The organism is Pseudomonas izuensis (assembly GCF_009861505.1).
GTDB lineage: Bacteria > Pseudomonadota > Gammaproteobacteria > Pseudomonadales > Pseudomonadaceae > Aquipseudomonas > Aquipseudomonas izuensis.
In genome coordinates this window covers 241887-268619 of the sequence record NZ_WTFT01000014.1, presented here as the reverse complement: position 1 = coordinate 268619, position 26733 = coordinate 241887, and the positions used below count along the sequence as shown (strand labels likewise).

Here is a 26733-nt window from a genome sequence, read left to right as displayed (position 1 = left end):
GCGCCGGACCATCCAACATATCCGTTGAATGACACGCCGCCATCGCGAGCAAGCTTTGCTCCTACAGGGGGTAGCGGTGTGTCAGGGATTGCTGACCCTCTCCAGCCACTCGGTAAACAACCGCACCTTCGACAACCCCCACTTGTCATTCGCCACATCCAGCCAATAGCCATACGGCCCGATCACCTCCACCGGGGTAATCGGCAATAGGCTGCCATTGGCCAGTTCCTTTTCGATCATCTGCCGGTCGATCACCGCCAGGCCACCACCGGCCAGGGCGGTATGGATCACCTGGTCCAGGGTGCTGAACTCCAGCCCTTGCCCGGCATCGACATCGTCGCGGCCCATCGCCGCCAGCCAGTTTTCCCAGACCTTCAAACGCTTGCCGTTGTGCAGGATGTGCAGCAACGGCAATCGCTGCAGATCGGGTGGTTGCCCGGCGGTAAACAACTCCGGGCTGGCGACTGCGATGTGCCGTTCCATGACCAGTAGCTGACTGTGGCAATGGCTGTCCGCTTCGAGGCCGAAGCGGATGTGGCAGTCGATCTCGGCAAGGTTGTCGTGGCTGGCCTGATTGGTCACGCTCAGGCTGATGTCCGGGTAGCGCTGGCAGAACGCGCGCAGGTGCGCCGACAGCCAGCGTGTCGCCCAGGTTGGCGGCGCCACGATCCGCAAGCGCTGACGCAGGTTGGGCACGCGCACGGCTTGCAGGGCGCGTTCGATATGATCGAAGGCATCGCTCAGGTGCGGGGAGAGGGCGGTGCCGGCTTCGGTCAACGACAGGCCTTGGGGCGTACGAATGAACAGCGTCACGCCGAGGTAGTCTTCGAGCTGCTTGATCTGCCGGCTCACCGCGCCCTGGGTGACGTTCATGCCCAGGGCGGCCTGGCTGAAACTGCGATGCCGCGCGACCTCTTCGAAGACGCGCAGCATGTTGAGCGAGGGCAGTTGACGCATGACGGGGGGCTCATTTGTTTGAGTGTGCTTTGTGGTGCCTATCTGACTATTGGCAATGAGTGGATGCAAGTGTTGTTTGGGCGGACGCCATCGCCGCATCGCAGCGAAAGCGCCTGTAAAGGCGCTGATTTCGTCGCCTCCCTGTATGAAAAATGAATTTCCGTCGATGCCGCTGCTCATACCTGTAGGGCGAGGAGTAGAGCCCGTGAAATCGTTGAGGCATACAGGGAGCGGCAAGGTCATGAGTCGAATATCGACGGCGAGTGGAGACCTTCAAGGCGGGTTGATTCTGGTGGTTGAGGACGACCCGCTGATTCTGGAGTTTCTCTGTGAAATTCTGCAGGAAGAAGGCTATAGGGTGGAGCCGCAGACCAGTGCGGATGCCGCCTCGGTGTACTTGCAGCGTCATGCGCAGGGCGTCGGGTTGTTGCTGACGGATATCACCATGCCCGGCACGCTCAACGGCGCGGACCTCGCCAACCTGTTCGGCGATCGCTGGCCGGACAAACCGATCATGATCATGTCCGGCTACGAGACCCCTGAAAGCTCCGGCGTGCGGCATGAAGTCTCGTTCATCAAGAAACCCTGGGCGCTGGGGCAGCTGCTCGATTGCGTGGATGGCGCGTTCAATTCACGTCGTACCCTGTAGGAGCTGGCTTGCCAGCGAAGAGGGCCTCGAGTCTTGCATCGACAATCCGGACGCCTTCGCCAGCAAGCCGGCTCCTACATTGATCGTGTACATTGCTTGAAACACCGTCAGTTCCCTGAGATAGGAAGGACCCTTTGCCCACCTCCAAATCCGTTTTCAACAACCCATACCGTGCCTTCCTGTTCGACATGGACGGCACCATCCTTACGTCGATTGCCGCCGCCGAGCGCGTCTGGGCCCATTGGGCCGTGCGCCACGGTGTCGATGTCGAGAGCTTCCTGCCCACCATCCACGGTGCCCGCGCCATCGATACCATCCAGCGCCTGGCGTTGCCCGGTGTCGATGCCGAGGCTGAAGCGGCGTGGATCACCGCGGCGGAAATCGAGGATGTCGAAGGGGTTGCAGAAGTGGCGGGTGCGGCGCGGTTCCTGAAGTCACTGCCGGCCCATCAATGGGCCATCGTCACCTCGGCACCGAGGACGCTGGCGTTGCGTCGCATGGCCGCGGCCGGGATTCCCGAGCCGGATGTGATGGTCACTGCCGAGGATGTCAGCGTGGGCAAGCCTGATCCGGCGGGGTATCGGTTGGCTGCCCGACGACTGGGGGTCGAGATAGCGGATTGCCTGGTTTTTGAAGACGCCACGGTGGGGATACTGGCGGCGCAGGCGGCGGGGGCGGATTTGGTGATTGTCACGGCGACCCATGAACAGCCGATTGAGACGGGGCATGCGACGTTGGGCTGTTATGACCTGGTTGCCGTTCGGGTGGATACCGACGGTCTCATCCGTTTGCAGCCCCTGTAAGCGACATTAATCCCTGTGGGAGCGGGCTTGCCCGCGATGGCGTCGGCACATCCAGCATTGATGTGACAGACAGATTGCTATCGCGGGCAAGCCCGCTCCCACATGGTTCTGTATGCATCAATAAATCCCGGGTATCAACCGCCAGCTCCGCGCGCAATACGCCTCATATTCACCCCCGAACTGCGCCCTCAGCAGCGCCTCTTCTGAATGAATCCGCGCAATCAGCGGAATCAGCGTCAACGCCGCCAGCAACAGTCCCACGCTCGAGCGAAATGCCAGTGCCCAACCCACGCCGATGACCATCATTCCCAGATAACTGGGGTTGCGCAGGTTGCGGTAGATGCCGTCGGTGACCAGGCGATGCCCCGGTTGAATTGCCACGAGCCCGCTGAAACGCTTGCCCAGTACGAACACCGGCCATAACCGCAGTGCGCCGCCGATAATGAACAGGATTGCCCCGAGCCAACGCGTGCCTTCACCGCCAAAGGTCCAGAAATCGATGCGGTCGGTGTAGGCCGGTAGATACCCGCTCAATAAGCCGATCACCCCGAACGCTGGCAGCACCCAGCGATTGGCCCGGTCTTCTCGTTCCCCGGAGCTGAGATTGACCTCGGTGAACAGCGAAGCGATGGCCATGACGACTGTCGCCAGTGCCACCACCACCAGCGCGCCGTGGGAGAAGAAAGCGCCAATGCCGCCCAGCCCCCAAATGGCCAGGGCGAGGTAGGCGAGGGTGGACACGACGGCGAAAAACGCCAGTTTTGCCGAGATTTTCATACGACCTCCACGCACACACCCTTCATTGTAGGAGCTGCGGTGCGACGGTTCGACTTGCCAGCGAAGGTCGTTAACGATAACGCGTGGGGCTGGATAAACACGGTGCTCTTGAATCCATCGCGGGCAAGCCAGCTCCTACAAAAGCACGTCAGATCGGGCATTGCGGCGGATCACCTGCGGCGGTTGCCCGAATGCCCGCAGGAAGGCTTCGCGCATACGACGACGATCAGTGAAACCAGTCTCCAGGGCGATCTGGTCGAGGGTCAGGCGGCCGCGTTCGAGCATTTGCCGGGCCGCTTCCAGGCGCAGGTTTTCGATGGCCTTGGCTGGCGACTGGCCGGTTTCGGCGCGAAAGGCACGGCTGAACTGGCGCGGGCTGAGGCGCGCCACGTCCGCCAGTTGTTCCACCGACAGCGTCTGGGCCAGGTGTTCCCGGGCATAGCCGAGCACGGTCTGGATGCGGTCGGACTTCGGCTCCAGCGCCAGCAGCGCCGAGTGTTGCGACTGGCCACCGGCACGGCGGTGGTACATCACCAGTTTCTGCGCCACCGACCGGGCAAGTTCGGCACCGTGGTCTTTCTCCACCATGGCCAGCGCCAGGTCGATGCCGGCGGTCATCCCGGCGGATGTCCAGATCGAACCGTCGATCACATAGATGCGGTCGGCCTCGACCTTGATCGATGGAAAGCGCTCCTGCAGTTGCCGCGCGTAGGCCCAATGGGTGGTGGCCCGTCGTCCTTCGAGTAAACCGGCCTGGGCCATGACAAAGGCGCCGGAGCAGATCGATGCCGTGCGCCGCGCGGTCCGGGCACTGGAACGCATGTAATCGAGTACCGCTTCGGGAGCCTGTTCGAGGATGCCATCGCCACCGACCACGATCACCGTGTCGATGAGCCGTTCATCGAATGCTTCGGTACCGATGGTCAACCCACCGGAGGCGCGCAAGGTGCGGCCATCCTCGGACAGCACGCGCACGTCATACAGCGCTTCGCCGGCGCTGAAGTTGGCGTACTCGAACACCGGCATCGCCGCCAGCGCCATGGACTGGAACCCCTCGAAAACCACAAACGCCACGCTGATCATCGCGATGCCCTCAAACGATCATGTCCGAAAAACGTACTTTAAACGTCATTTGCGACGCGTGTCAGTCAATTTATAACAGCTCACACCCGGCGAATATCTCGCCGCACTGCAAAGGAAATTGAACATGGCTCTTTCATCCAAAGGTACTGCCCTGATCACTGGCGCCTCGTCGGGCATCGGCGCCGTCTACGCCGACCGTCTCGCCCGCCAGGGTTACAACCTGATTCTGGTGGCGCGCAGCCAGGCGAAACTCAATGCCCTGGCCAGCCGCTTGAGCAATGAAACCGGGCGCAACGTGGAAGTGGTCGCCGCTGATTTGAAAGATAAAACCGATCTACTGCGGGTTGAACAGATCCTGCGCAGCGATGCCAGCATCACTTTGCTGGTCAACAACGCCGGGGTCGGTGCGGTCCTGCCGCTGCTGGGCAGCCCGGTGGATGACATGGAAGACATGATCACCCTCAACATCACCGCCCTGACGCGCCTGGCCTATGCCGCCGCGCCCGGCTTCGTCACCCGTGGTACCGGGACCGTGATCAACATCGCCTCGATCGTCGCCATCGCCCCGGAAATCCTCAATGGTGTGTACGGCGGGACCAAGGCGTTCGTCCTGGCTTTGAGCCAGTCGATGCTTCACGAATTGGCGGACAAGGGCGTGCGCATCCAGGCCGTGCTGCCGGGTGCCACCGCCACGGACTTCTGGAACGAGGCCGGCCACCCGGTGGAAAACCTGCCGCAGGAAATCGTCATGTCCGTCGAAGAAATGGTCGATGCCGCGCTGACGGGTTTGGCCGCCGGCGAAACGGTGACCATCCCGGGCCTGCACGACGGCGCACAGTGGGACGATTACGAAGCCCGGCGCCAGGCGCTTACCGGGTTGCTCCACAATTCCACGGCGGCGCCGCGTTACCGTTAGATCGGGTGGACGCCCCCTGTAGGTGCGAGCGTGCTCGCGATGGTCGTGAACGATAACGCGTAAAACCAGATGTCCGCGGTGTCATCGGGTTTTTCGCGAGCAAGCTCGCTCCTACAGGGCGTCATCAGCAACGGCTCATGAACTAAGCTTGAACAAGGACCGTTCACCGCTGACCCGTGGAAAATTCGACGGGCCAACGGCGTGCAACAGGAGCCCGAAATGCTTCATATCAGAACGCCCTTGATCCTGCATCCCGACCTGTCGACGCCATCGCGCCGCATCTGGCTCAAACTGGAAAACCTGCAACCCAGCGGCTCCTTCAAACTGCGCGGCATAGGGCTTTTGTGCAGTCAGGCGGCAGAGCGGGGGAAGCGCAAGGTCATCTGTCCTTCCGGCGGCAATGCCGGGTTTGCCACGGCCGTGGCTGCTTCCCGCCTGGGCTTGAAAGCCTGCATTGTGGTCCCGCACACGACCCCTGAATCCACCCGCGCCAGGATCAAGAAAACCGGTGCCGAGGTGATCGTCCATGGCAAGGTCTGGGACGAAGCCAATTTGCGGGCGAAGGAATTGGCCCAAGGTGCAGACACCGAGTACGTGCCGGCCTTCGATCATCCGGTGCTGTGGGAAGGGCACAGTACGATGATCGATGAAATTCTCGAGGATTGTCCGCAGGTCGATGCGCTGGTGACCTCGGTGGGCGGTGGTGGTTTGCTCGCCGGCATTCTCACCGGACTGATCCGCCACCATCGCATGGACTGCAGGATCATCGCCTGTGAAACGCAAGGTTCAGCTTCTTTCGCCGCCGCCGTCAGTGCCGGGCATCCGGTCAAATTCCCCCGGATCGATACGGTCGCGCGGTCGCTCGGCGCATCCCTGGTGGCTGCGTGGCCGGTCCAGCACATCCTGGATTTCCCCCACGAACTGGTCACGCTCAGCGATGAGGAGGCGATCATGGGGGTAGTGCGTTACGCCAGCGACTTGCGTCAGTTGGTCGAGCCCGCCTGCGGAGTGTCGCTGGCCATCGCCTACCTCGACCACCCGGCGATCGCCGAAGCTCACGACGTGGTGGTTGTGGTGTGTGGCGGCGTCAGCATCAGCGCGCAACTGGTGGCCGGCTGGGCTCGTTGATCGAAAAACCCTGTTGGGCCTCAAGCAAGGCAGGGCTGGAAACGCTATCCGGGTTTCACAAGCCCCACCGCTGAGGTTGGCGTTTATTGACCTTCGGCAACGCCGTCCTGGACGAGAATGGCGCGGGCCAGGTCCTCGTCGCTTGCGCTGTTGAGGTCGGGATGTGTTTGACGAATCCGCTGTAGAACCTGTTCAAGATAAACCCCGCGAATCGCACCACCACTGGCCACGAAACTGGAGGCGTCATCCCGGGCGGGAATCATCATTTTTTTATCCTTGAAGGTCGAATACAGCGAAGCGGAAACGCCGGCCGAGGTGGCGACGTCTTCCGCATCCACTTTGGCCATTGCTGAGCCGAAGGGTAAACACAACAGCAGGGACGAAACGATAATCAGACGGCGCATGACGGTGTCCTCGTGCAGCAAAAAGGAAGTGCCTCATATTTTAGGATGCACGGCGATCATCAGGAGTTCCCTGGTGTTGCATGGGGCCGGTGATTCAACGCGAAAACCGACTTCGGTAGTCCCGTGGCGAAACCCCGAGGTTGCGCTGGAACGTCAGACGCATCCGCTCCTCATCGCCAAAACCGCACAGCCGGGAGATTTGATCGATGTTGCGCTCGGAATCTTCCAGCAGGCGCCGGGCGGCTTCCATCCGTAGCACCTCCACGGCCTTGGCCGGGGTGCGGCCGGTCTTGAGCTTGTAGACCCGGGCAAAATTGCGTGGGCTCATTTGCACTTGTTGGGCGAGGGTTTCGACCGTGAGATTTTCCCCGGCCAGGTTGTGCGAGATCCACAGGTGCAGGTCATCGAATACCGCGCCTTCGCTGGTTTGCGATTGCAGCAATTGACTGTACTGGGCTTGCCCGCCGGGGCGCTTGAGGAACACCACCATTTCCCGTGCCACCTGCAGCGCCACTTCACGCCCGCAATCCTCTTCGACCAGCGCCAGGGCCAGGTCGATGCCGGCGCTGACACCGGCGGACGTCCAGACCGAACCGTGCTTGACGAAGATCGCATCGCTATCGACGTCAATCGACGGGTAGTGCTCCTTGAGCATGTCGCACATCTTCCAGTGAGTGGCGGCGCGTCGGCCTTCCAGCAAGCCGGCCTCGGCCAGTAGAAAGGTGCCGCTGCACACCGAAGCGGTGCGTTTGACTTTGCCCGATGCCTCTGCCAGCCAGGCGACCAGATCCAGGGAAAAGCTCATGGCCTGGAGAATGTTCGGTGCGCCCGGAGCGATCAGCGTATCGATCGAATCGACGTCAAAATCGCTTAACGGCAGGGTGTGAACGGCCAGGCCCTCGGCGGTGTGCATCAAGCCGCCGGCCAGGCTGGCGGTGTGCAGCGTGTACCCGGGCAGATTGAGCGCGTGCCTGTACCGGGAGGCGGCCCAGAACACGGTTTGCGCACCGGTCAGGTCCAGCAGGCCCATTTCGGGGTAGGCGAGGAATACGATCAACCGCGGTGGGTCAGGTTGAATGTCGGGTGGTGGATCGGGGCAGACGGCGGAGCTGGCGATGTCGTTCATGAGCTTCTGTTTTAGCGAGTTGGAATAATCATAATTCGCAAAGGGTATAAACGTGATGGCTGCTGATCGGCTGTCAGGAATTCAGGGTTTTATGTCAGTGGCCCGACAAAGTCTAGTCCTGCCGGCGGTGCTTGGTTGTAGGATATTCGCTCGCTGTCTGCCTCGATAACTTGAACGAAGGTAGAGATCATGTCCAAGAACATAGTGATTGTGGGCGCCGGCTTCGCCGGCGTCTGGAGCGCCCTGGGTGCGGCCCGTGTACTCGACGTCAATGGCAAGAGCGCCGATGTCGAGGTGACGCTGGTTTCCCCGCGACCGGAACTGGTCATCAGGCCGCGTCTGTATGAACCCTCGCCCCACGAAATGACCGCACCCTTGATGCCGATGCTGGACGCCGTGGGCGTTAAGTTCCTCGGCGCCGAAGTCGAACGCATCGACACTACCGCCCGTCAAGTCAGCGCCCGGACCGTCGCCGGGCGAAACATTAACCTGGTCTATGACCGCCTGTTACTGACCAGCGGCAGCATTCTCAATCGCCCGCCGGTGCCCGGGTTGGCCGAATACGCCTTTGCCTCGGATCAGTTGCCCGATGCAGTGGAACTGGAGGAACACCTGGTCGGGCTACGCACATTGCCGGACACGCCGGAACGCAACACGGTCGTGGTGGTGGGCGGTGGCTTCACCGGCCTGGAAGTGGCCACTGAACTGCCGGAAAAACTGCGCAGAATCCTTGGTGCGGATGCTGCATTCCGCGTTGTCGTGGTCGAGCGCGCGGATGACATCGGCCCGGATCTGGGCCCAAGCCCACGGCCATTGATCATTGAGGCATTGAAGCAGATGGGCATCGAGTTCCAGGTCGGCTCCGGGGTGGTCGCCATCGATGCCGATGGCGTGCAGACCGCCAACGGTCAGCGGATCGACGCCCAGACCGTGATCTGGACCGGCGGGCTGGTGGCCAGCGGCCTGACCTCGCAAGTGTCGTCGCAACTCGACCGCCTGGGGCGTGCCGAAGTGACCGACGACTTGCGCGTGATCGGCACCGATCACGTGTTTGCCGCCGGTGATGTGGCCAGGGCATTGACTGACGACCAGGGTCATTACTCGCTGATGTCCTGCCAGCACGCGATCATCATGGGGCGCTTTGGCGGGCACAACGTGGCTGCCGACCTGCTGGGCGTGCCGACACTTCCTTACCGTCAACCCTTCTATGCCACCTGCCTGGACCTGGGCGAGTGGGGCGCGGTGTACACCGAAGGCTGGGATCGCCAGATCGTGCTGACCCACGATGAAGGCAAGGAGCGCAAGCGCATGATCAACACCCAATGGATATACCCGCCAGCCGCGAACCGTGCCGATGCGTTGGCGGCGGGCGATCCTCTGGCATCCTTTTAACCGGCTCCCCTCTGTAGGAGCGAGCTTGCTCGCGATGGTCGTCAACGATGACGCGTTTTGTCAGAAGGAACGCGCGGGACCTTGAGACCATCGCGAGCAGGCTCGCTCCTACAGTTATGATGGGTACTCGTGAGTTTTTAGAACAATTGAATTGTCGATCCCTGTCTGTTTCCGCAAAAAAGGGCTGCGTACCTTGGTCGACCGAAACCAGGCAAGGCCCCCCTCATGCTCGAGCCTAAAACCCTATGATTCCCTCCCTCGCCAGCATCGCCGCACGCCTGCGCCTCAAACAACTGCGCCTGCTGATTGCGCTGGATGAACGCGGCTCGTTGCATAAGGCGGCCGAGCAGATTTCCATTTCCCAGTCCGGCGCTACCAAGGCGCTGCACGAAGTCGAGTCGCTGCTGGGCGTGCCATTGTTCGAGCGTCAGCCCCAAGGCCTGATGGCTAACGAAATGGGTCGTTGCATGATCCGTTACGCGCGGCTGATCTACAGCGATGTCGAGCACCTGCGCGAGGACATGCTGAGCATCTTGCGTGGGCAGGGTGGGCGGCTGTCGGTGGGAGTGATCATGGGCGCGGTGCCGTTGCTGACCCGGGCCTTGACGGCCTTGCGCCTCAAGCAACCGCAACTGGCCATCGAAGTGGTGGAGAACACCAGTGCGAACCTGTTGGGGCTGCTGGATCAGGGACGGTTGGACCTGGCCATTTGTCGCACCAGTGTCGGCCAACGCTCGGACGCCTATGCCTGCATCGAGTTGAGCGAAGAGTCGTTGGCGGTGGTGGCCAGCAAGGACCATCCTCTGGCCGGTGCCACGTCGCTGCAACTGACGCAGTTGAGCAATTACCCCTGGGTGGTGTACCCCAAGGACATGCCGATGCGCCAGGCCCTGGAGCGTGAGCTGGAGGACGCCGGGCTGGATATCCCGCGTTATCCGCTGGAGACCTCGTCGGTGTTTGCCACCCTCCTGTTGGTGCAGCAGGACCCGACCTTGCTGGCGGTGGTCCCGGCAGAAGTCGCCGGATTTTGTGCGCAGTTCGGCTTATTGGTGACGCTGCCCTTGTCGATGCGCGCGCTGGTCGAGCCCTATGGCCTGATCAGCCGGATCGGCGCCGATTTGCCTGCGGCGGCGACCTTGCTGATCGACGAACTGCAGCCGTTGATCACTGCGTGATGACCGTCTACGCAGCCCCTGTAGGAGCGAGCCTGCTCGCGAAGAGGGAGTGTCAGTCACCACTGATGAGCCTGACACACCGCTTTCGCGAGCAGGCTCGCTCCTACAGTTCTTTTCGGTGGTTGTCAGGGCTTATTTGATCGGCGAAAACGCCGCCGGCATCAGCAGTTTCGATTCCATTTTTTCCAGCATCGGGAACGCGATCGGCACGAAACCTTCGAGCCAGTCCGGGTCCTGGTAAAGGGCGGCGCGTTTCTTGATGCGTTCGTCCAGGCTCTCGTAGGCCCAGATGTGGATCACCTGGTTCAGTTCGCCGATTTCGGTGTACCACCAACCCACCAGCGTGGTGTAGCGGGAGATCACCGGCAGGCCGTTTTCCTCGAAGTGCTTGAGGTAGGTCTGCATCTTGCCGATCTGGATTGTGTAGGTGCGCATTTCGTAGAACATGGGGGGCGTCTCTTCAGGAATGAGGCGTTGCCGATGAGTCGTTCGATGTCGGCGGATTCTTGTTCGTCCGTGAACAGTAATCAGTGTCGCGGGCGGCTGATAATGAAAAGGTCTGATCCGGTGATCACCCTTTGTCATCCCCGGTCTGAGGCTGTGCAGTGATAACGTGACCCCTTCGAACAGTCAGGAGCATCGTCATGGATTTGGGTATTTCGGGACGCTGGGCGATTGTCTGCGCCGCCAGCAAAGGCTTGGGCCTGGCCTGTGCGCGGGCCTTGGCGAAGGAGGGCGTGAACCTGGTGATCAACGCCCGTGGCGACGAAGCGTTGCAGGCCGCCGCCGTGGAGTTGCGTCGGTTGGCGCCGGCCATCGAGGTGCGTACCGTGGCCGGGGACATCAGCACACCCGATGTGAGAGCGCAGGTACTGGCGGCATGCCCGCAGGTGGACATTCTGGTCAACAACGCTGGCGGCCCGCCACCCGGTGACTTCCGTGACTGGCAGCGTGATGACTGGCTCAAGGCGCTGGACACCAACATGCTTACGCCTATCGAGCTGATCAAGGCCTGTGTCGATGGCATGGCCGAGCGCGGTTTCGGGCGCATCGTCAACATCACTTCCGGCGCGGTGAAAGCGCCGATCGATGTCCTCGGCCTGTCCAACGGTGCCCGCAGTGGCCTGACCGGTTTCATCGCCGGGCTGGCGCGTCAGGCGCGATTGGCGGGGAACAACGTCACGGTCAACAACCTGTTGCCGGGGCCGTTCGAGACCGAGCGTCTGCACAAAACCCTCAGCGCCGCCGCCGAAGCCAATGGCACCAGCGTCGACAGCATCGCCGAACAACGGCGCAAACACGTCCCGGCCCAGCGCTTCGGCCAGCCCGATGAATTCGGTGCCTACTGCGCGTTCATCTGCGGCGCCCAGTCAGGATTCCTCACCGGGCAGAACCTGTTGCTCGACGGTGGCAGCTATCCGGGCACGTTTTGATTTATCCAGCGCCGCAGATTCCCCGTAGGCGCTGTCGAGTGCAACGAGGCTGCGATCTTTTCGAATACCAGGAGCGAGGACTGGTTTGACATGAGCGTCGATATCGACAGTGTGGTGGTGGGCGCCGGGGTGGTGGGGCTGGCGGTGGCCAGGGCCCTGGCCAAGAACGGGCGCGAAGTGATTGTGGTCGAGGCCTTTGAGGGCATCGGCACGGGCATCAGCTCGCGCAATTCCGAAGTGATCCACGCTGGCATTTACTACCCTGGCGGCAGTCTCAAGGCGCAGTTGTGCGTGGAGGGCAGGCAACGCCTGTACGCCTACTGCGATGAGCGTGGCGTCAGCTATCAACGCCTCGGCAAGCTGATCGTCGCCACCGATGAGACGCAGCACACGGCCCTGCAACGGTTGCTGGAGCAGGGGCGGCGCAATGGCGTCGATGACCTGCAATGGCTGGATGCTGCTCAGGCGCGGGAGCTGGAGCCGGCGTTGTCCTGCGTCGCCGCGCTGTGGTCGCCGTCCACCGGGATCGTCGATTCCCATGGGCTCATGTTGGCTTTGCAAGGCGATGCGCAAGCCCATGGGGCCTCGCTGGTGTTTCATACGCCGCTGTTGTCGGCTCGCTGCACCGAACAGGGTTTCGAGTTGCAGATGGGCGGCGCCGAGCCCATGACCTTGAGCTGTCGTGAGCTGATCAATTGTGCGGGATTGTCCGCGCCCGAAGTGGCGAGTCGCATCGCTGGCCTGCCAGCGCAATACGTCCCCACGGCGCGATTGTGCAAGGGCAGCTATTTCAGCTTCAGCGGCCGGGCGCCGTTTCGCCATCTGGTGTACCCGGCGCCGGAAAGTGCCGGGTTGGGTGTGCACATGACTCTCGATCTGGGCGGGCAGGCGCGGTTCGGGCCGGACGTGGAGTGGGTCGACACCGTCGATTACGGCGTGGACCCTGCCCGGGCCGACGGCTTTTATGAGGCGATCCGCCGTTACTGGCCGGGCCTGCCGGATCACAGCCTGCAACCGGCCTACAGCGGCATTCGCCCGAAAATCAGCGGCCCGAACGAAGCGGCCGCCGACTTTCGCATCAGCGGTCCGGCCGAACATGGACTGCCAGGGCTGGTCAACCTGTTCGGCATCGAATCGCCAGGCCTGACCAGTTGCCTGGCGCTGGCCAGGCGGGTGATGGAACAACTCGCATAACCCCCTGTGGGAGCAAAGTTTGCTCGCGATGACGTCGTTCCAGCCAACATCGATTTAAGATGTGCCGACCTCATCGCGAGCAAGCTTTGCTCCTACAGGTTCAGGTACAGGTTGCGTGGACGACCGATGATCAGTGCCCGCGCCGCTGCGTCCGGATAGCGCTATCCTTGGAAGATGCGCTTATCGCCATCGGAGACATCTGATGATCAACGTACGCACTGCCCGCATGCTTGCCGATTACAAACAATGGGCCAACCAGCGCCTCTTCGACAACCTGGCGCAACTGCCACCGGGAGAAGTCGAAAAAGAACGCGCCGGGATCTTCAAGAACATGATCGGCACCCTGAACCATATCTACGTCGTTGACTGTCTCTGGCAAGCCCACCTCGAAGGCCGAGGGCACGGCTTCACTACTTCCCATGACGTGATCCATCCCACATTGACGGGCCTGCGCCTGGCGCAACAGGACGTCGATCATTGGTACTGCGACTGGACGGCCCGGCAAACCGATGCCTCGTTGGACAGACCCGTGCGGTTCACCTTCATTTCCGGGGAAAGCGGCACCATGAGTGCCGGCGCCATGCTGCTGCATGTGGTCAACCACGCCAGCTATCACCGTGGCTGGATCATCCAGATGTACTTCGAAATCCCGGCCATGCCGCCCATGACTGACCTGCCGATCTACCTGCGCGAGACCGACCCGCATTTCAATTCGCTCAATGCGCCGGCAGTGGAGCCGACATGTGCTCCACAATTCGCGAGCGCAACCAACGTTCTGCCGGATCGTTATCGTTGACGCCGTTCCAGACCATGGACAGTTCGGACAGGTTGATCTCGAACGGCGCGACGTCGGCGCGCAGCTGGTCGCTGCCCCTGACCAGCGCGCAGGCCGCGTAATCCGGCACCGTAGCGAGTAGGTCAGTGCCGGCGAGCAAATCACGCAAACCGGCAAATTGCGGCACCGCCAGTACCACCCGACGCGAACGGCCGATTCGCGCCAGATCGGTGTCGATCGCCCCGGTCAGATCCCCGGAAAACGACACCAGCGCGTGGGGGCGTTCGCAATATTCATCGAGGGTCAGCGTGCCGGGACGGTTGTCGCCTCGCAGGATCTTCACACTCAAGTCCCGCAGCTTCTTGCGCTTGGCATTGGCCGGCAATTCCGTGGTGTAGCTGATGCCGACGGAAATCTCCCCGGAGGCGAGCATCGAGGACAACAACAGGAAATTCACCCGCCGCACTACCACCACGACGTTCTGTGCCTCTTCGCGGATTTGTTTGAGCAAGGGCGGAAACAGGCCGAACTCGGCGTCGTCGGACAGGCCGATGCGAAACACATCGCGGCTGGTGGACGGGTCGAAATCCTTGGCCCGGCTGACCGCGCCGGAAATGGTATCCATCGCCGGCTGCAACTCTTTGAGAATCACCAAGGCCCGCTGTGTCGGCTCCAACACCCGACCGTTGCGCACCAGCAACGGGTCGTCGAACAAATCCCGTAACCGCGCCAGCGCCGCACTGACGGCCGGCTGGCCGAGAAATAGCTTTTCTCCGGCGCGGGTGAGGTTTTTTTCGAACATCAGGGTTTCGAAAATCACCAAGAGGTTCATGTCCACGCGGCGCAGGTCGTTGCGGTTCATGGTGGCAGGCTCGCTGGTTTTGGAGTCTTCTCAGTAAAGCACCAAACCCGCTTCGAGCATGATTGCGTCAAAGGACTAGCTGTCGCGCCAGTTTTCCATCTGCGACGGCGTAGCGTAGAACATGGCATCCATGGTTTGCGGTTGCAGGTCGGGATGTTGCTGGTGCAGTGCTTCCAGAGTGTGCGCATGGGCTTGAAGCAAGGCGCCGATCTGCTCGCAGGCTTCGGGGCTGTAATACTGCGTGGCCTTTTCGATCCTTTGATACAAATCGCCATAGCTGGCCGCTGCCACATTACCGGGGAAGTATCGGCGATTGTTGGCAGCAGCCTCTGCCAGGGGGACGGTTTCGACAAACGTGTGATACCCCCCCGCGTTCAACATGGCGGCAAGGCCCAGGCCGGCAGGCAGAGCCACGTTTTCATTACCGTAGATGGATTGTGGGCTGAGCACATTGAGTGACAGCAGAAGGTCGCACATATTGCCCGATTGTGAGCCCGCCGATGGCAGGCCATTCAAATTGCTCTCCAGGGCGAATGTGCCAAAGGGCTGCCAGGGATTGAGTGTGGTATCAGGTGCCACGCAGAACTGTCCAAGCATCTGGTGCAGGCCAAGCTCGGCATAAGCTTGTGGCATGTTTCCCATCTCTGCCTGCGACAGCGTGAAGGGCTGGCGAGCTATGACATTGTTGTTCAGGTCACACCCCCCTTTATCCTCATTTGCACTCGACGTATTTTGGCTACGGGCTCGACTGATTGGATTGTCGAATGCTGGTGTACGGGTTCTGCTGGAAAACTCTTTAACCCTTTGCATGAAGGCATCCGCCTGCTCGTCAAGACCTGCTTCCTTGAGCAACGCCGTGAAGGCAGCGATATTGCTGTGTTTATGCAGTGCGTACATTTGAGGTTGACGGTCGTCTTCCTGCGGATTCATCAGTTGCCAGATCGTGTCGCCAAAAACGGCAACGGCACATATTTTGGTGAACAGCTCGGTATACGTCTGCTTGCCAGTTCCATCGAGTCGGCCCTGGAAGGGTGTGCTCAAGGTCTCAAGCAGCCATTGCAGGGGCTCTGGCTCGGAACTGGTGTGTCGGCCCAGCCAGCCGGAATCCGCTGCAAAGGGATCAATGACGATCTGCTGCAACACATCGCTCAACGATTGTTCCTTGCCCTGATAATAGGCGCGGGCTCTCCCTGCCAGGCCTTTTTCGCTCATGCCCTGGCGAAGCACGCAGGCCAGTTGCAAGGCTTGCTGGTCGAACACATCACTTACCTTGCCCGGCTGATTCAACAAGGACAGGCTGGCACCAGCTTCGAAGAACCGGCTGTTACTGATCGCTTGCTCTCGTGCTTCGGATAACGTCACGCCTTGCCGGCTGCTGATTGCCAGCGGCTCGGGTTTAGCTTGCGAGTTCGTGCCGTGGATGGCGATCAAGGATGATGAAGTTTTAGAAATGAACATGGGATTCTTTCGAGGAGAAACTGCGCATTTTGTAGAGTGGTTTTTGATCACGCCTTCAAAAAAAGCCCATCGAATAAAAGGCGGGCATGCCTTATGGAGTTGCAGAACCTGTGGGAGCGAGCTTGCTCGCGATGACGGAGTGTCAGGCGACATCATTTTCGCCATCTAGACCGCTATCGCGAGCAAGCTCGCTCCCACAGGTATTGTGTACTAGGCGGGAACCGCCTCCGGTTCGGTCAGCATCTTCCTGAACGTCTCCACCAACGGCCGCAAATTAACCCGGTGCCACGCCGCCCACAGCGGTCTGCTCAAGCAAATCCACGGCACTTCCCGCAGCACCACACCCGGCGGTGCGTTGCGGCTCAAGCCTTTCTGAATCATGGCGATGCCCAGTCCCGAGGCCACCAGCGCCATGGCAGTGAAGGGGCCGGTGGCTTCCATGCGGATGTCCGGGGTGAAGCCGGCGCGGATGCAGGCGCTGACGAAGTCTTCGCGGTTGGTGAGGTTCTGGTGGTGCTGCACGCCGATCCACTCCTGAGCGGCGAGGTCGGCCGGGGTCAATATGGCCTGGCTGGCCAGTGGATGATCCTCGGGCAGTGCCAGCAGCATCGGGTCGTCCAGCACCTGGAAACCCAGCAAGTCAGGATCGTCATCGGTCGGCGGCTCACTGACCAGCGCAATATCCAGACTACGCTGTCGCAGACCTTCGAGTTGTTCGGCGGAGCTCTGGTTGTACAGCGCGACATGCACATTCGGTCGGTCGCCGCGCAAAACGCGCAAGGCATTGGGCAGGACCCCAGCGTGCATGGCGTTTTCGATGTAGCCGATGCACAGGCCGCCTTCTTCACCGCGACCCAGGCGCTTGCCGAGGGATTCCAGGCGATTGGCGTGGGTCAGCAGGGCGCGGGTTTCGGCGAGGAAGGTCTGGCCGTCGCGGGTCAGGCGAATGCGTTGCTGGCTGCGCTCGAACAGGGTCAGGCCCAGGCGTTCTTCAAGCTGGGCGATTTGCCGGCTCAGGGGCGACTGGGAAATGTGCAGGCGTTCGGCGGCGCGACCGACGTGTTCTTCTTCGGCGACGGCGACGAAGTAGCGCAATTGGCGGATGTCGATCATGTCAGACCTCTGGGGACTCAAGTACTGCACATTATGTCTTGGACGGTCCGACCATCGCAATCTAGGATCTGCTCATCGGTAAAACAAGCCGTTTTCTGTAGGAGCCGGCTTGCTGGCGATAGCGGTGAATCAGGCACTGCGTTGTTGACTGGGCTGCCGTCTTCGCCGGCAAGCCGGCTCCTACAGGGTTACCTTCAAGAGGATTCGTTCATGAGCTTGAAAGACAAACTGCCCGGTGCGTTGGGCTTCGGTACTGCACCCCTGGGCAACATGTTCCGCGCCATTCCCGAGGAAGAAGCGCAAGCCACCGTCCACGCTGCCTGGAATGCCGGTGTGCGTTACTTCGATACCGCGCCGTTCTACGGTTCGGGCCTGTCGGAAATTCGCCTCGGCGAAGCACTGTCCCGCTACAACCGCGACGACTATGTGCTCAGCAGCAAGGTCGGCCGGGTGATACTCGACGAAGTCGAAGACGCCGCCGCCCGCGATCTCGGTGAGAAGAGCGGGGTGTTCGAGCATGGTCGCCCGAACAAGATCGTCAATGACTACAGCGCCGACGCGACGATGCGTTCGATCGAAGACAGCCTCCAGCGGCTGCAAACCGATCGCCTGGATATCGTTTGGGTGCATGACATCGCCCAGGATTTCTACGGTGATCAATGGCTGGAGTATTTCAATCAGGCGCGTACCGGTGCCTTCAAAGTCTTGACCCGCCTGCGTGAAGAAGGCGTGATCAAGGGCTGGGGCCTGGGCGTGAACAAGGTTGAGCCGTGCGAATTGGCCCTGGACCTGAGCGAAGCGCAGCCGGACGGTTTCCTGCTGGCGGGCCGCTATACGCTGCTGGACCATGACCGCGCCTTGCAGCGTTTGATGGATGCGGCACTGGCGCAGAACGTCGAGATCGTGGTCGGCGGTCCGTACAGCTCGGGCATCCTCGCCGGTGGCGCGCACTTCGAATACCAGAAGGCCAGCCCGGCGATCATCGCCAAAGTCGAGCACATCAAACGCATTGCGGCTGCCCATGGTGTCGATATCAAAGCCGCTGCCTTGCAATTCTCCTTGGCCAATCCGGCCGTGGCGGCGGTGATTCCTGGTGCCAGCCGCCCCGAGCGGATTGCCGAAGATGTCGCCGCATTGTCGGCGGTGATTCCCGCTGCCTTCTGGCAGGCACTGCGTGACGCGAAGCTGGTGTCCGAACGCGCCCCATTACCCATCATTGGAGCTTGAGCATGAAAATCGATCTGAGTGGAAAACTGGCGATTGTCAGCGGCAGCACCGCCGGCATTGGTCTGGGCATCAGCAAGGCGCTGGCCGAATCCGGCGCCACGGTGGTGGTGATCGGTCGCGACACGGCCAAGGTCGAGCAGGCATTGGCGAGCATTCGCCAGAGCGTGCCGGGTGCGCAGTTGCGCGGCCTGACCGCGGACCTGGGCACTGCCGAAGGCGCGGAGAAATTGTTCGCCGCCGAGCCACGAGCCGACATCCTGGTGAACAACCTGGGGATCTACAACGCGGTTGATTTTTTTGACACCCCTGACAGCGAGTGGACGCGGTTCTATGAGATCAACGTAATCTCCGGTGTGCGCCTGTCCCGGCATTACGTGCCGGATATGGTCAAGCAGGGCTGGGGCCGGGTGATTTTCCTGTCCTCGGAATCCGGCATCGCGATCCCGGCCGACATGCTCAACTATGGCGTGACCAAAAGCGCCAACCTGGCGGTGTCCCATGGCCTGGCTAAACGTCTGGCGGGCACCGGAGTGACAGTCAACTCGATCCTGCCGGGGCCGACCCTCACCGATGGTGTGGAAGAAATGCTCAAGGATGCTGTCGCCGCCTCCGGCCGCAGCGTACGCGAAGAAGCCGACGCCTTCGTGCGCAAGGCGCGGCCGAGTTCGATCATCCAGCGCGTGGCGGATGTCGAGGAAGTGGCGAACCTGGTCGCCTACATCGCTTCGCCGCTGTCCTCGGCCACTACCGGTGCCGCCCTGCGGGTCGACGGCGGTGTCGTCGACAGCCTGGCCATCTGAACCTTTTTGATGAAGCGAGAACATTACATGGCAACAACTTCAGCATTTATCGACATCCCGGCCTCGGCCGATCAGGTCTGGCAATTGATCGGCGGCTTCAACTCGCTGCCGGATTGGCTGCCATTCATTCCAAAGAGTGAACTCAGCGAAGGCGGGCGCGTGCGCAGCCTGCAAACGGCAGACGGCGCGGTGGTGATCGAACGCCTGCAAGCGTTCGACAATGACGGGAAAACCTACAGCTACTCGATTGTGCAGGCGCCGTTTCCGGCGACTGATTATCTGGCGACGATCAAGGTTGAAGCGCAGGGGCAGGGTGCCCGGGTGACCTGGTCCGGTCGGTTTGAACCGGTGGGTGTGAGCGACGAGGAAGTGGTGGCGTTGTTTACCGGGATTTATCAGGGTGGGCTTGAGGCGTTGCGGGCTAATTACCCAACCTGAGCCCGTTCACTTGTAGGCGCCGGCTTGCCGGCGAAGGCGGCCTGAAGATTGATGCAATATTCAAGGGCCCTTTCGCTGGCAAGCCAGCTCCTACAAAGGGCGACTATGTTTGTGGAATCAAGCTTTCCTGGCAATCAAGCACCAACCGCGCCCCACCCAATTCACTGGTCCCGACCTCCAGCGTAAACCCATGCAGGCTGACAATCGCCGCGACAATCGACAGCCCCAACCCGAAACCGCTTTTCAGGTTGCCCGCTTCGGCGCGATAGAAACGCTGGAACACCGCTACCCGTTCAGACTCTGGAATACCCGGACCGGAGTCGAGCACTTCGATGCGGGTATGCCCGTGCACATCGACCCCACGCAAAATCACCCGACCACCGGGCGGGGTGAATTTGATTGAATTGCTCAACAGGTTCGCCACCGCCTCGAACAGCAAGGCGCGATCGCCATTGAGCGATGGCAGTGACGCCGGCAGTTGCAGTTCAAACGCCAGGCCGTCGTCTTCTGCCAGGGGCAAATAAAACTCATGCAGTTCCTGCAGCAAGGACACTGGATCGAGCTGCACAAAGCCGGAACGGCGTTGGCGATCCTCCAGTTCGGAAATCCGCAGCAATCCGCGAAAACGTGCCATCAGCGTGTCGGCCTCGGCCAGCACCAGGTCAAGCTGCGTCGCTTGCGCCGAGCCTTCGCCGGCCTGTTGTTGCATGCGGTAGAGCTGGGCGCGCAGACGAGTCAGCGGTGTACGCAGGTCATGGGCGATGTTGTCGCACACGCCTTTGACCTCGTGCATCAGACGCTCGATGCGTTCGAGCATGGCGTTGACGATGGCGGCGAGCATGTCCAGTTCATCGCGGCGGTTGGACAGTGGCAGACGTCGGGTCAGGTCGCCGGCGACAATCGCTTCGGCGCTGGCCTGAATCCCGCGAATACGCCGCAGCGGCCGGCGGCGCAGCAGGTGCCAGCCGACGATGCCCGGCAGGATGGTCAAGGTCACGCCCCAGAACAAGGCGTGGAGAATGATCCGGGTCACGGCAAACAGCGAGCCATTGTCCCGCACCAGGATCAGCCAGCGGCCATCCTTCGTCTGGGTCGCCACCGCGTCGCAACTGTCGGCGGGCAGGGTCGGATCGTCGGAGTCGGTGCAATCGTCGAGCATATGAATCTTGCCGTCCAGCGGCAGGCCCTTGGGGATGTGGCGCAGGGCTCCGTTGAGGTAACGATGCTCGGCATCGAACAGGCCATAGGCGTCGATGCCGCGAATGTCGAAGGTCATGCTGACGGCGAGGGCGTCCACCAATTGTTCGCCCTGGAAACGCGAAAACAGATGCTGACGTTGCATCAGCGAATGCTTGGCCAGATTGTCCAGGTAAGCGGATACCTCGTAGTACATGACCCCCATGAGAATGCCGCTCCAGGTCACGAACAATGCACTGTAAAGCGCCAGCAGGCGACTGCTGGAAGAACGCCAGCCTTTAGACGGGTTCGGCAATGACATAACCCGAGCCTCGTACGGTACGAATCAACGGGACATTGCCAGGTGGGTCGATTTTCTTGCGCAGGCGTCCGATGTGCACGTCGATCAGGTTGGTACCGGGGTCGAAGTGATATCCCCAGACCTCCTCGAAAATCATCATCCGCGACAGGATCTGGCCGGTGTTGCGCATCAGGAATTCCAGCAGCTTGTATTCAGTGGGCAGCAGCGTGAGCATCTGGCCGTCGCGGCTGGCTTCGTGGCTGATCAGGTTCAGCTCCAGGTCTGCCACCCGCAGCGTGGTGGCCTGGGCGGTCACGGTGTTCTGCCGGCGCAGCAGGACCTCGACCCGTGCGGCCATTTCATCGGTGGCGAAGGGTTTGGTCAGGTAATCGTCGCCCCCGGCGCGCAACCCGCGCACCCGCTCGTCGACATCGGACAGGGCGCTGATCATCAGGATAGGCGTCGCCACGCCCATGGTCCGCAGGGTGGTGACGATCGCCAGGCCATCGAGCCCGGGCAACATACGGTCGAGGGTGATCAGGTCATAGTTTCCGCTGACCGCACGTTCCAGCCCCTCGCGCCCGTTGTCGACCCAGTCGACGTCGAGGCCATGGCTGCTCAGTTCGGCGACGATTTCCCGGGCGGTCACTGCGTCGTCTTCGATGGTCAAGATGCGGGTCATGGGGCTGGCCTGATTAGATGTTCACAACGATAGGCGACATTTTGCCAAGAAATGTACGCAGGCTTTCTAAATTAAAGTTCATGGACGCTGAAAAGATCGCAGCCTTCGGCAACTCCTACAGGGGTCGCGTTCTAAATGCAGGAGCTGCCGAAGGCTGCGATCTTTTAATCTTCAATGCATAAAACCCGCTGAGCCTACCCGTTCGTTGCATCTTGCATGGACATGGGAAGTTCAATCTTTATAAGTGGCTGACGCAAGACGATTTATTCAAAAGACGTGACTGGCACGGTGACTGCAACTGCTTATTCGAGAGTTGTAACACCATCTTTCTGCCTGGAGCGATACAACGATGAATAGATCCTCTGATGGTTTCTATCCCGCCATAGATGAATCGACCACGCTCTCTGGCGTGTCGTGGGGCGCGATCTTCGCCGGGGCGGCGGCGGCAGCGGCATTGTCGCTGATACTGGTGCTGCTGGGTTTTGGCCTGGGGTTTTCCGCGGTATCGCCGTGGGCCCATGAAGGCGTGAGCGCCAAAGGGTTGGGCATCTCGACGATTGTCTGGCTGGCCTTCACGCAAATCGTTGCCTCTGGGCTCGGTGGCTACATTGCCGGCCGGCTGCGGGTGAAGTGGGCTTATATGCATGGCGATGAAGTCTATTTCCGTGACACCGCCCACGGGTTTCTCGCCTGGTGCGTGGCGACACTGGTGACGGCCACGCTGGTGGCCGGTTCAGTCAGCAGTATTGTCAGCGGGGGTGTACAGGCCGGGGCGCACGTTGCCGGTGGTGCCGCCAGTGCCATGACCCAGGTCGCGGGCACGGCGGCTGCCAATACTGACAGCGATCAGTATGGCTATTACATCGATAGCCTGTTTCGCGATGATCGTCCGGATGCCGTCAGCGATGATGCTGCCCGAGGCACCGTGACCCGAATCTTCGTGCGCTCCCTGAGCAACGGTGGACAGCTGGCAGCTGAAGACCGTACCTACCTTGCACAACTGGTCGCGCAGCGGACCAACCTGACCCAGGCGGATGCCGAGCGTCGCGTCGATGAGGTCTACGCCCGCACGCAAAAAGCCGTGGCCGACGCCAAGTTGGCGGCACAACAAGCTGCCGACACCGCCGCCAAAGTCGCCGCCTGGACCACCTTGTGGATGTTTGTTGCGCTGTTGTTCGGCGCGTTTTTCGCCAGCCTCGCCGCAACGTTCGGCGGTCGTCGTCGGGATGCCGTGGTGTATCTGGAAACCGACACTTATGTGACCACTACACCTGTTCGCTAAACCAGGAGAATTATCATGCGTTCATTACTGCTGTTCTTTCTCGGCGTGCCGATCCCGATCATTATTTTGATTGCGTTGTTCATGCATTGACGCTTGCGCCGCTTCCACCTTTAGTAGAAGCGGCGTTTTATTTTGTCAGTTGCATAGATGCTGGATGTCACTCCGTCATCGCGAGCAGGCTCGCTCCTACAGGGAATGTGTTCAACTGTGGGAGCAGCCGGTCGACGATGGGGCCAGTTCAGTCAATCGGGGTACTGACAAACACCTCAAGCCCCTCGGCATAGTCGGTAAACGCAGCGATCCTCGGAAACCGCTCACTCGACACCTGATCCGGCACCACGTAATGGGTAAAGCTCCACGCCACCGCCAGGGTGATGCCCGACTGATCGATCGAGCCATCAGTTTTCAACGGTTGCTTTTCCAGTTCCTGTTCCAGCGCTTGATAGGCCGCTGCCAATTGCCCCTCGACCCGTTCGACCCAAGGTCCGTACTGAATTTCCGCTGGCCGCAGGTTGCGCTCGTAATATAGCTGCACCGATTTTTCGCTCGCCGCCAGTGCCAGTCCGATCAAGCGCAATGAGCGCAGGCGCTGTTCGATGACCGTGGGCATCAAGCTGCGGTCAGGCTTGGCCAGTGTTTCCAGGTAATCGATGATCAGGGTGGAGTCCATCAACACTTCACCGTCATCGAGCACCAGGGTCGGTGCCTTGACCACCGGGTTGATTTGCCGGAACTGCTCGAAGGTCCTGAACACCGAGACCGACTCGTGTTCCAGGGCGATGCCCAGGCGTTTGGCAGAAATGGCGACGCGCCGCACAAAGGGAGAATCCAGCATGCCGATCAGCTTCATTTAACCGCTCCTTGATATAGCCATTTCGGGAGGAACAACCTTAGCCGAGCCTGCGCGACCTGCAAGCGGGGCCCCCGCCGCGCAGCCGTTTGTCTTCTATATACCTCCCCTGAATGGAATTTCTTGCTATAAACGCACTCCGATATCCGCCTGGATGCCTGCCATAGCGCATTTTCGAGGCCTTGTCGGACAAATTCGCTGTCTTTTCAGTTGCTGAGGCCTCAAGTCGGCCTTAGACTGCCGCCCCTCGTAAATTGAGTGCCGGGTGGCGCTTGGAACAAATGGCGCCTTTCCGATGGCCTGCCCAGGTCCGCCGGAACGCTCCCTTATTCGCCTTAATGCACGTTTTTTTATAGAGATATCAATGACAAAGGACAAGTTGCTGGCCATGCCGGCGGATGACTACATGAATGCCGAGCAACATGCTTTTTTCTCCGAGCTGTTGCAGAACATGAAAGTCGAAACCCATGAGCGCATCGAACAGAACCGCATCGCCATCGAGAGCCTGGACACCCCGGCCGATCCGGCTGACGCGGCGTCCGTGGAAGAAGAGCGCACCTGGCTGGTGAACGCGATCGATCGCGATCAGCGCATGCTGCCTCAGTTGGAACAGGCTTTGGAGCGTATTAAAGAAGACAGCTTCGGCTGGTGCGACGACAGCGGCGAGCCTATCGGCCTCAAGCGCCTGCTGATCAGCCCGACCACCAAGTACTGCATCGAAGCTCAGGAACGTCACGAGCAGATCGACAAGCACCAGCGTCAGGCCTGATTCGACGGCGCCCCCATCGCGGGCAAGCCCGCTCCCACAGGATCATCGTGAACCCTGTGGGAGCGGGCTTGCCCGCGATGCTTTTTGTCGTCCGCGAAATCTTCTGTTGATTTGCCGCAACACCCGCGACTAAAGGCTTATGGATAATGGCCTTTTGGTGGCGCTCAATGCGAAGACAACAACTAGAAGATTTTTGGGGTGATTACGATGACGAGAGACGGCTCCGCGGTTGCAGCGGTGTCTGCGCCAATACGTTTGCCGAAAAACCGCTGGCTGACACCAACGTTGCAGAGCATCGCCCTGATGTTCTTGCTGTGTGGCATGACGCTCGGGGGCTGGTCGCTGTATGTTGGACTGCCGCTGGCCGTGCTGATTGTCTGGCTGCCGCGCCTGCGTTCACGCGCAGCCCCTGAAGCCGCGCCTGCCGATACGGCCGACGCCATCGGCGCGTTGACCCGCGATCTTTCCTTCACCACCAGTCATAACGCACTGTCCGCCGCCGGCGTGGCCTTTTCGGTCAAGCAACTGGCGGACAAACTGCAATCGCAACTCGGCGCCGCAGCACAAATCGTCAGCAATGCCGAAGTGATGATCGCCACCGAACGGGCCACTTCGACCCTGAGTCGCGAGGCGCTGGGCGCCGCGAGTGAGGCGCACCAGAGTGGCGCGGCCGGGCGCAGCGAGTTGATCGAGTCGATTGCGCGGATGCACCGACTCAGCGAGCGGGCCAATAGCAGCCGTGAATTGATCGAAGCCCTGAGCCTGCGCAGTGACGACATCCAGCGCGTAACCCTGGTCATCCAGTCCATCGCCAGCCAGACCAACCTGTTGGCCTTGAACGCTGCAATCGAAGCGGCGCGGGCCGGAGAACACGGTCGTGGCTTTGCGGTGGTGGCCGACGAGGTGCGCGGTCTCGCCGCGCGCACAGCGACCGCGACCGGCGAAGTCGGCGAGATGGTGGCCGATATCCAGCAACGCACGGCACAAGTGGTGGAGCAGATCCGCCAGTTGTCCAGTGACCTCGACATCGGTGTCGAGCAGGTCGAGCACACCGGCCAGCACCTGGAAAACATCGCCCGCCTGGCAGCCAGCGTCGAAGGTCAGGTCGGGGAAATCGCCCGTGGTGCCGAAACCAATCGCGAACAACTCGATAGCCTGTTTCACGCCATCGAGCAGATGCGCAGTGACCTGGCCATCAGCGATCAACAGACCCGACGCCTGGCCGAGGCCGCGGTACAGATGGAAGGCCAGGCCGAAACCATCAGCGAACGTCTGGCCGAGGTTGGGTTGGACGAGTATCACCAACGAATCTATGACCTGGCCCGGGAAGGCGCGAGTCAGATCGCGGCGCGTTTCGAAGCGGACATCGAGGCGGGTCGCGTCAGCCTCGATGACCTGTTCGACCGCAATTACCAGGCGATTGCCGGCACTAGCCCGGCCAAGTACCAGACGCGTTTCGATCGCTACACCGATCAGGTCTTGCCGGCGATCCAGGAACCGCTGTTGCCGCGCCATGAAGGCCTGGTGTTCGCGATTGCCTGCACTCAGCAGGGGTATGTGCCGACTCACAACACAGCGTTTAGTCAGCCGCTGACGGGTGATGTGCAGGTCGATACGCTGCACAACCGCACCAAACGCAAGTTTGCCGACCGCACCGGGATTCGCTGTGGCAGTCATCAGCAGGCGGTGTTGTTGCAGACCTACACGCGCGACACCGGGGAGCTGATGCATGATCTTTCGGTGCCGATTGTGGTCAGGGGGCGGCATTGGGGTGGGTTGCGGTTGGGGTATAAGCCGCAGAAGGCTCGCTAGTAATAGGTTTGGATTTGGGGTGGTGTACATATCCGTTACTTTGGTAACGGCTGCTTAGGGTTTCGCCCTTACGGCGAGTCACTTGGAAAAGCGCCAAGTAACCAAGCGCTTTCGCCCCTTTCGTTCGGTGCCTCGCTCCGGTCCTGCTCCG

27 protein-coding genes are annotated in these 26733 nt (G+C 60.9%); 15 read left to right on the top strand and 12 right to left on the bottom strand.

The features are described 5' to 3' along the window. Window positions 1–81: 81 nt before the first annotated feature. Window positions 82–957 carry a LysR substrate-binding domain-containing protein gene (locus tag GPL81_RS15625; RefSeq protein ID WP_160107482.1) on the bottom strand — a complete coding sequence of 292 codons (876 nt, stop codon included), beginning with the start codon at window positions 955–957 and terminating at the stop codon, window positions 82–84. A gap of 241 nt (window positions 958–1198) precedes the next feature. Between GPL81_RS15625 and GPL81_RS15620 the strand changes: the two genes are divergently transcribed. Beyond that, window positions 1199–1606 carry a response regulator gene (locus GPL81_RS15620; protein ID WP_096510228.1) on the top strand — a complete coding sequence of 136 codons (408 nt, stop codon included), beginning with the start codon at window positions 1199–1201 and terminating at the stop codon, window positions 1604–1606. A 134-nt stretch (window positions 1607–1740) separates the two neighbouring features. After that, entirely contained in the window at window positions 1741–2409 is a 669-nt protein-coding gene (locus GPL81_RS15615) for an HAD family hydrolase (RefSeq protein WP_160107481.1), read from the top strand. A gap of 117 nt (window positions 2410–2526) precedes the next feature. Here GPL81_RS15615 and GPL81_RS15610 read toward each other — a convergent pair whose 3' ends face one another. Continuing rightward, window positions 2527–3186, bottom strand: coding sequence for a methyltransferase family protein (locus GPL81_RS15610; RefSeq protein ID WP_160107480.1), 660 nt, complete (start codon window positions 3184–3186; stop codon window positions 2527–2529). Between the two features lie 135 nt (window positions 3187–3321). Further along, complete coding sequence (locus tag GPL81_RS15605; protein WP_160107479.1) at window positions 3322–4269, bottom strand: GlxA family transcriptional regulator; 948 nt, start codon at window positions 4267–4269, stop codon at window positions 3322–3324. 124 nt (window positions 4270–4393) lie between these two features. Here GPL81_RS15605 and GPL81_RS15600 point away from each other — a divergent pair, with 124 nt between their 5' ends. Together GPL81_RS15600 and GPL81_RS15595 are read left to right on the top strand one after the other, a co-directional pair. Continuing rightward, the gene (locus GPL81_RS15600; RefSeq protein WP_160107478.1) at window positions 4394–5185 is read left to right on the top strand and encodes an SDR family NAD(P)-dependent oxidoreductase; all 792 of its coding nucleotides are present in this window, start codon (window positions 4394–4396) and stop codon (window positions 5183–5185) included. 219 nt (window positions 5186–5404) lie between these two features. Continuing rightward, a complete protein-coding gene (locus GPL81_RS15595) occupies window positions 5405–6313 on the top strand; it encodes a pyridoxal-phosphate dependent enzyme (RefSeq protein WP_096510233.1) in 909 nt (302 codons plus the stop codon). Between the two features lie 83 nt (window positions 6314–6396). Here the strand turns inward: GPL81_RS15595 and GPL81_RS15590 are convergent, their stop codons facing one another. Both GPL81_RS15590 and GPL81_RS15585 read right to left on the bottom strand, forming a co-directional pair. Then, entirely contained in the window at window positions 6397–6717 is a 321-nt protein-coding gene (locus tag GPL81_RS15590; RefSeq protein ID WP_160107477.1) for a DUF2388 domain-containing protein, read from the bottom strand. Between the two features lie 94 nt (window positions 6718–6811). After that, entirely contained in the window at window positions 6812–7843 is a 1032-nt protein-coding gene (locus GPL81_RS15585) for a GlxA family transcriptional regulator (RefSeq protein WP_096510242.1), read from the bottom strand. A gap of 189 nt (window positions 7844–8032) precedes the next feature. On the opposite strand from GPL81_RS15585, the gene GPL81_RS15580 reads away from it, so the two are divergent. Further along, a complete protein-coding gene (locus GPL81_RS15580; protein WP_160107476.1) occupies window positions 8033–9235 on the top strand; it encodes an NAD(P)/FAD-dependent oxidoreductase in 1203 nt (400 codons plus the stop codon). A 245-nt stretch (window positions 9236–9480) separates the two neighbouring features. Further along, window positions 9481–10410, top strand: coding sequence for a LysR family transcriptional regulator (locus GPL81_RS15575; RefSeq protein WP_160107475.1), 930 nt, complete (start codon window positions 9481–9483; stop codon window positions 10408–10410). 132 nt (window positions 10411–10542) lie between these two features. On the opposite strand, the gene GPL81_RS15570 is transcribed toward GPL81_RS15575, so the two are convergent. Then, window positions 10543–10857, bottom strand: a complete 315-nt coding sequence (locus tag GPL81_RS15570) for an NIPSNAP family protein (RefSeq protein WP_095192554.1) — start codon at window positions 10855–10857, stop codon at window positions 10543–10545. Between the two features lie 197 nt (window positions 10858–11054). Between GPL81_RS15570 and GPL81_RS15565 the strand changes: the two genes are divergently transcribed. From GPL81_RS15565 to GPL81_RS15555, 3 genes are all read left to right on the top strand, one after another. Then, entirely contained in the window at window positions 11055–11843 is a 789-nt protein-coding gene (locus GPL81_RS15565) for an SDR family oxidoreductase (protein ID WP_160107474.1), read from the top strand. A gap of 90 nt (window positions 11844–11933) precedes the next feature. Continuing rightward, on the top strand, window positions 11934–13037 hold the full coding sequence (locus tag GPL81_RS15560) for an NAD(P)/FAD-dependent oxidoreductase (RefSeq protein ID WP_160107473.1): 1104 nt from the start codon (window positions 11934–11936) through the stop codon (window positions 13035–13037). 202 nt (window positions 13038–13239) lie between these two features. Continuing rightward, on the top strand, window positions 13240–13833 hold the full coding sequence (locus GPL81_RS15555; RefSeq protein WP_096510248.1) for a DinB family protein: 594 nt from the start codon (window positions 13240–13242) through the stop codon (window positions 13831–13833). Here GPL81_RS15555 and GPL81_RS15550 read toward each other — a convergent pair. From GPL81_RS15550 to GPL81_RS15540, 3 genes are all read right to left on the bottom strand, one after another. After that, a complete protein-coding gene (locus tag GPL81_RS15550; RefSeq protein WP_160107472.1) occupies window positions 13754–14674 on the bottom strand; it encodes a LysR substrate-binding domain-containing protein in 921 nt (306 codons plus the stop codon). The genes GPL81_RS15555 and GPL81_RS15550 overlap by 80 nt on opposite strands. Window positions 14675–14749: 75 nt before the next feature. After that, the gene (locus tag GPL81_RS15545) at window positions 14750–16132 is read right to left on the bottom strand and encodes a hypothetical protein (protein WP_160107471.1); all 1383 of its coding nucleotides are present in this window, start codon (window positions 16130–16132) and stop codon (window positions 14750–14752) included. 210 nt (window positions 16133–16342) lie between these two features. Beyond that, window positions 16343–17245 carry a LysR substrate-binding domain-containing protein gene (locus tag GPL81_RS15540; RefSeq protein WP_160107470.1) on the bottom strand — a complete coding sequence of 301 codons (903 nt, stop codon included), beginning with the start codon at window positions 17243–17245 and terminating at the stop codon, window positions 16343–16345. A 210-nt stretch (window positions 17246–17455) separates the two neighbouring features. On the opposite strand from GPL81_RS15540, the gene GPL81_RS15535 reads away from it, so the two are divergent. Genes GPL81_RS15535 through GPL81_RS15525 form a run of 3 tightly spaced genes read left to right on the top strand, consistent with a single transcriptional unit; the run spans window position 17456 to window position 19710 of the window. After that, window positions 17456–18472 carry an aldo/keto reductase gene (locus GPL81_RS15535; RefSeq protein WP_160107469.1) on the top strand — a complete coding sequence of 339 codons (1017 nt, stop codon included), beginning with the start codon at window positions 17456–17458 and terminating at the stop codon, window positions 18470–18472. Window positions 18473–18474: 2 nt separating this feature from the next. Next, the gene (locus GPL81_RS15530; RefSeq protein ID WP_160107468.1) at window positions 18475–19272 is read left to right on the top strand and encodes an SDR family NAD(P)-dependent oxidoreductase; all 798 of its coding nucleotides are present in this window, start codon (window positions 18475–18477) and stop codon (window positions 19270–19272) included. Window positions 19273–19299: 27 nt separating this feature from the next. Next, window positions 19300–19710 (top strand): SRPBCC family protein, encoded by a 411-nt coding sequence (locus GPL81_RS15525; protein ID WP_160107467.1) that lies wholly within the window; start codon window positions 19300–19302, stop codon window positions 19708–19710. A 103-nt stretch (window positions 19711–19813) separates the two neighbouring features. Here the strand turns inward: GPL81_RS15525 and GPL81_RS15520 are convergent, their stop codons facing one another. Both GPL81_RS15520 and GPL81_RS15515 read right to left on the bottom strand, forming a co-directional pair. After that, on the bottom strand, window positions 19814–21208 hold the full coding sequence (locus tag GPL81_RS15520; RefSeq protein WP_160107466.1) for a sensor histidine kinase: 1395 nt from the start codon (window positions 21206–21208) through the stop codon (window positions 19814–19816). Beyond that, window positions 21186–21869 (bottom strand): response regulator transcription factor, encoded by a 684-nt coding sequence (locus GPL81_RS15515; protein WP_160107465.1) that lies wholly within the window; start codon window positions 21867–21869, stop codon window positions 21186–21188. The genes GPL81_RS15520 and GPL81_RS15515 overlap by 23 nt, the downstream gene beginning before the upstream one ends. Window positions 21870–22218: 349 nt before the next feature. On the opposite strand from GPL81_RS15515, the gene GPL81_RS15510 reads away from it, so the two are divergent. Next, complete coding sequence (locus tag GPL81_RS15510; protein WP_160107464.1) at window positions 22219–23151, top strand: hypothetical protein; 933 nt, start codon at window positions 22219–22221, stop codon at window positions 23149–23151. A gap of 238 nt (window positions 23152–23389) precedes the next feature. Here GPL81_RS15510 and GPL81_RS15505 read toward each other — a convergent pair whose 3' ends face one another. Further along, the gene (locus tag GPL81_RS15505) at window positions 23390–24001 is read right to left on the bottom strand and encodes a glutathione S-transferase (protein WP_160107463.1); all 612 of its coding nucleotides are present in this window, start codon (window positions 23999–24001) and stop codon (window positions 23390–23392) included. Between the two features lie 364 nt (window positions 24002–24365). Between GPL81_RS15505 and GPL81_RS15500 the strand changes: the two genes are divergently transcribed. Continuing rightward, window positions 24366–24770: a TraR/DksA family transcriptional regulator gene (locus GPL81_RS15500; RefSeq protein WP_007935965.1), complete on the top strand. Its 405-nt coding sequence runs from the start codon at window positions 24366–24368 to the stop codon at window positions 24768–24770. Between the two features lie 207 nt (window positions 24771–24977). Continuing rightward, a complete protein-coding gene (locus GPL81_RS15495) occupies window positions 24978–26582 on the top strand; it encodes a methyl-accepting chemotaxis protein (protein ID WP_160107462.1) in 1605 nt (534 codons plus the stop codon). Window positions 26583–26733: the final 151 nt, after the last annotated feature.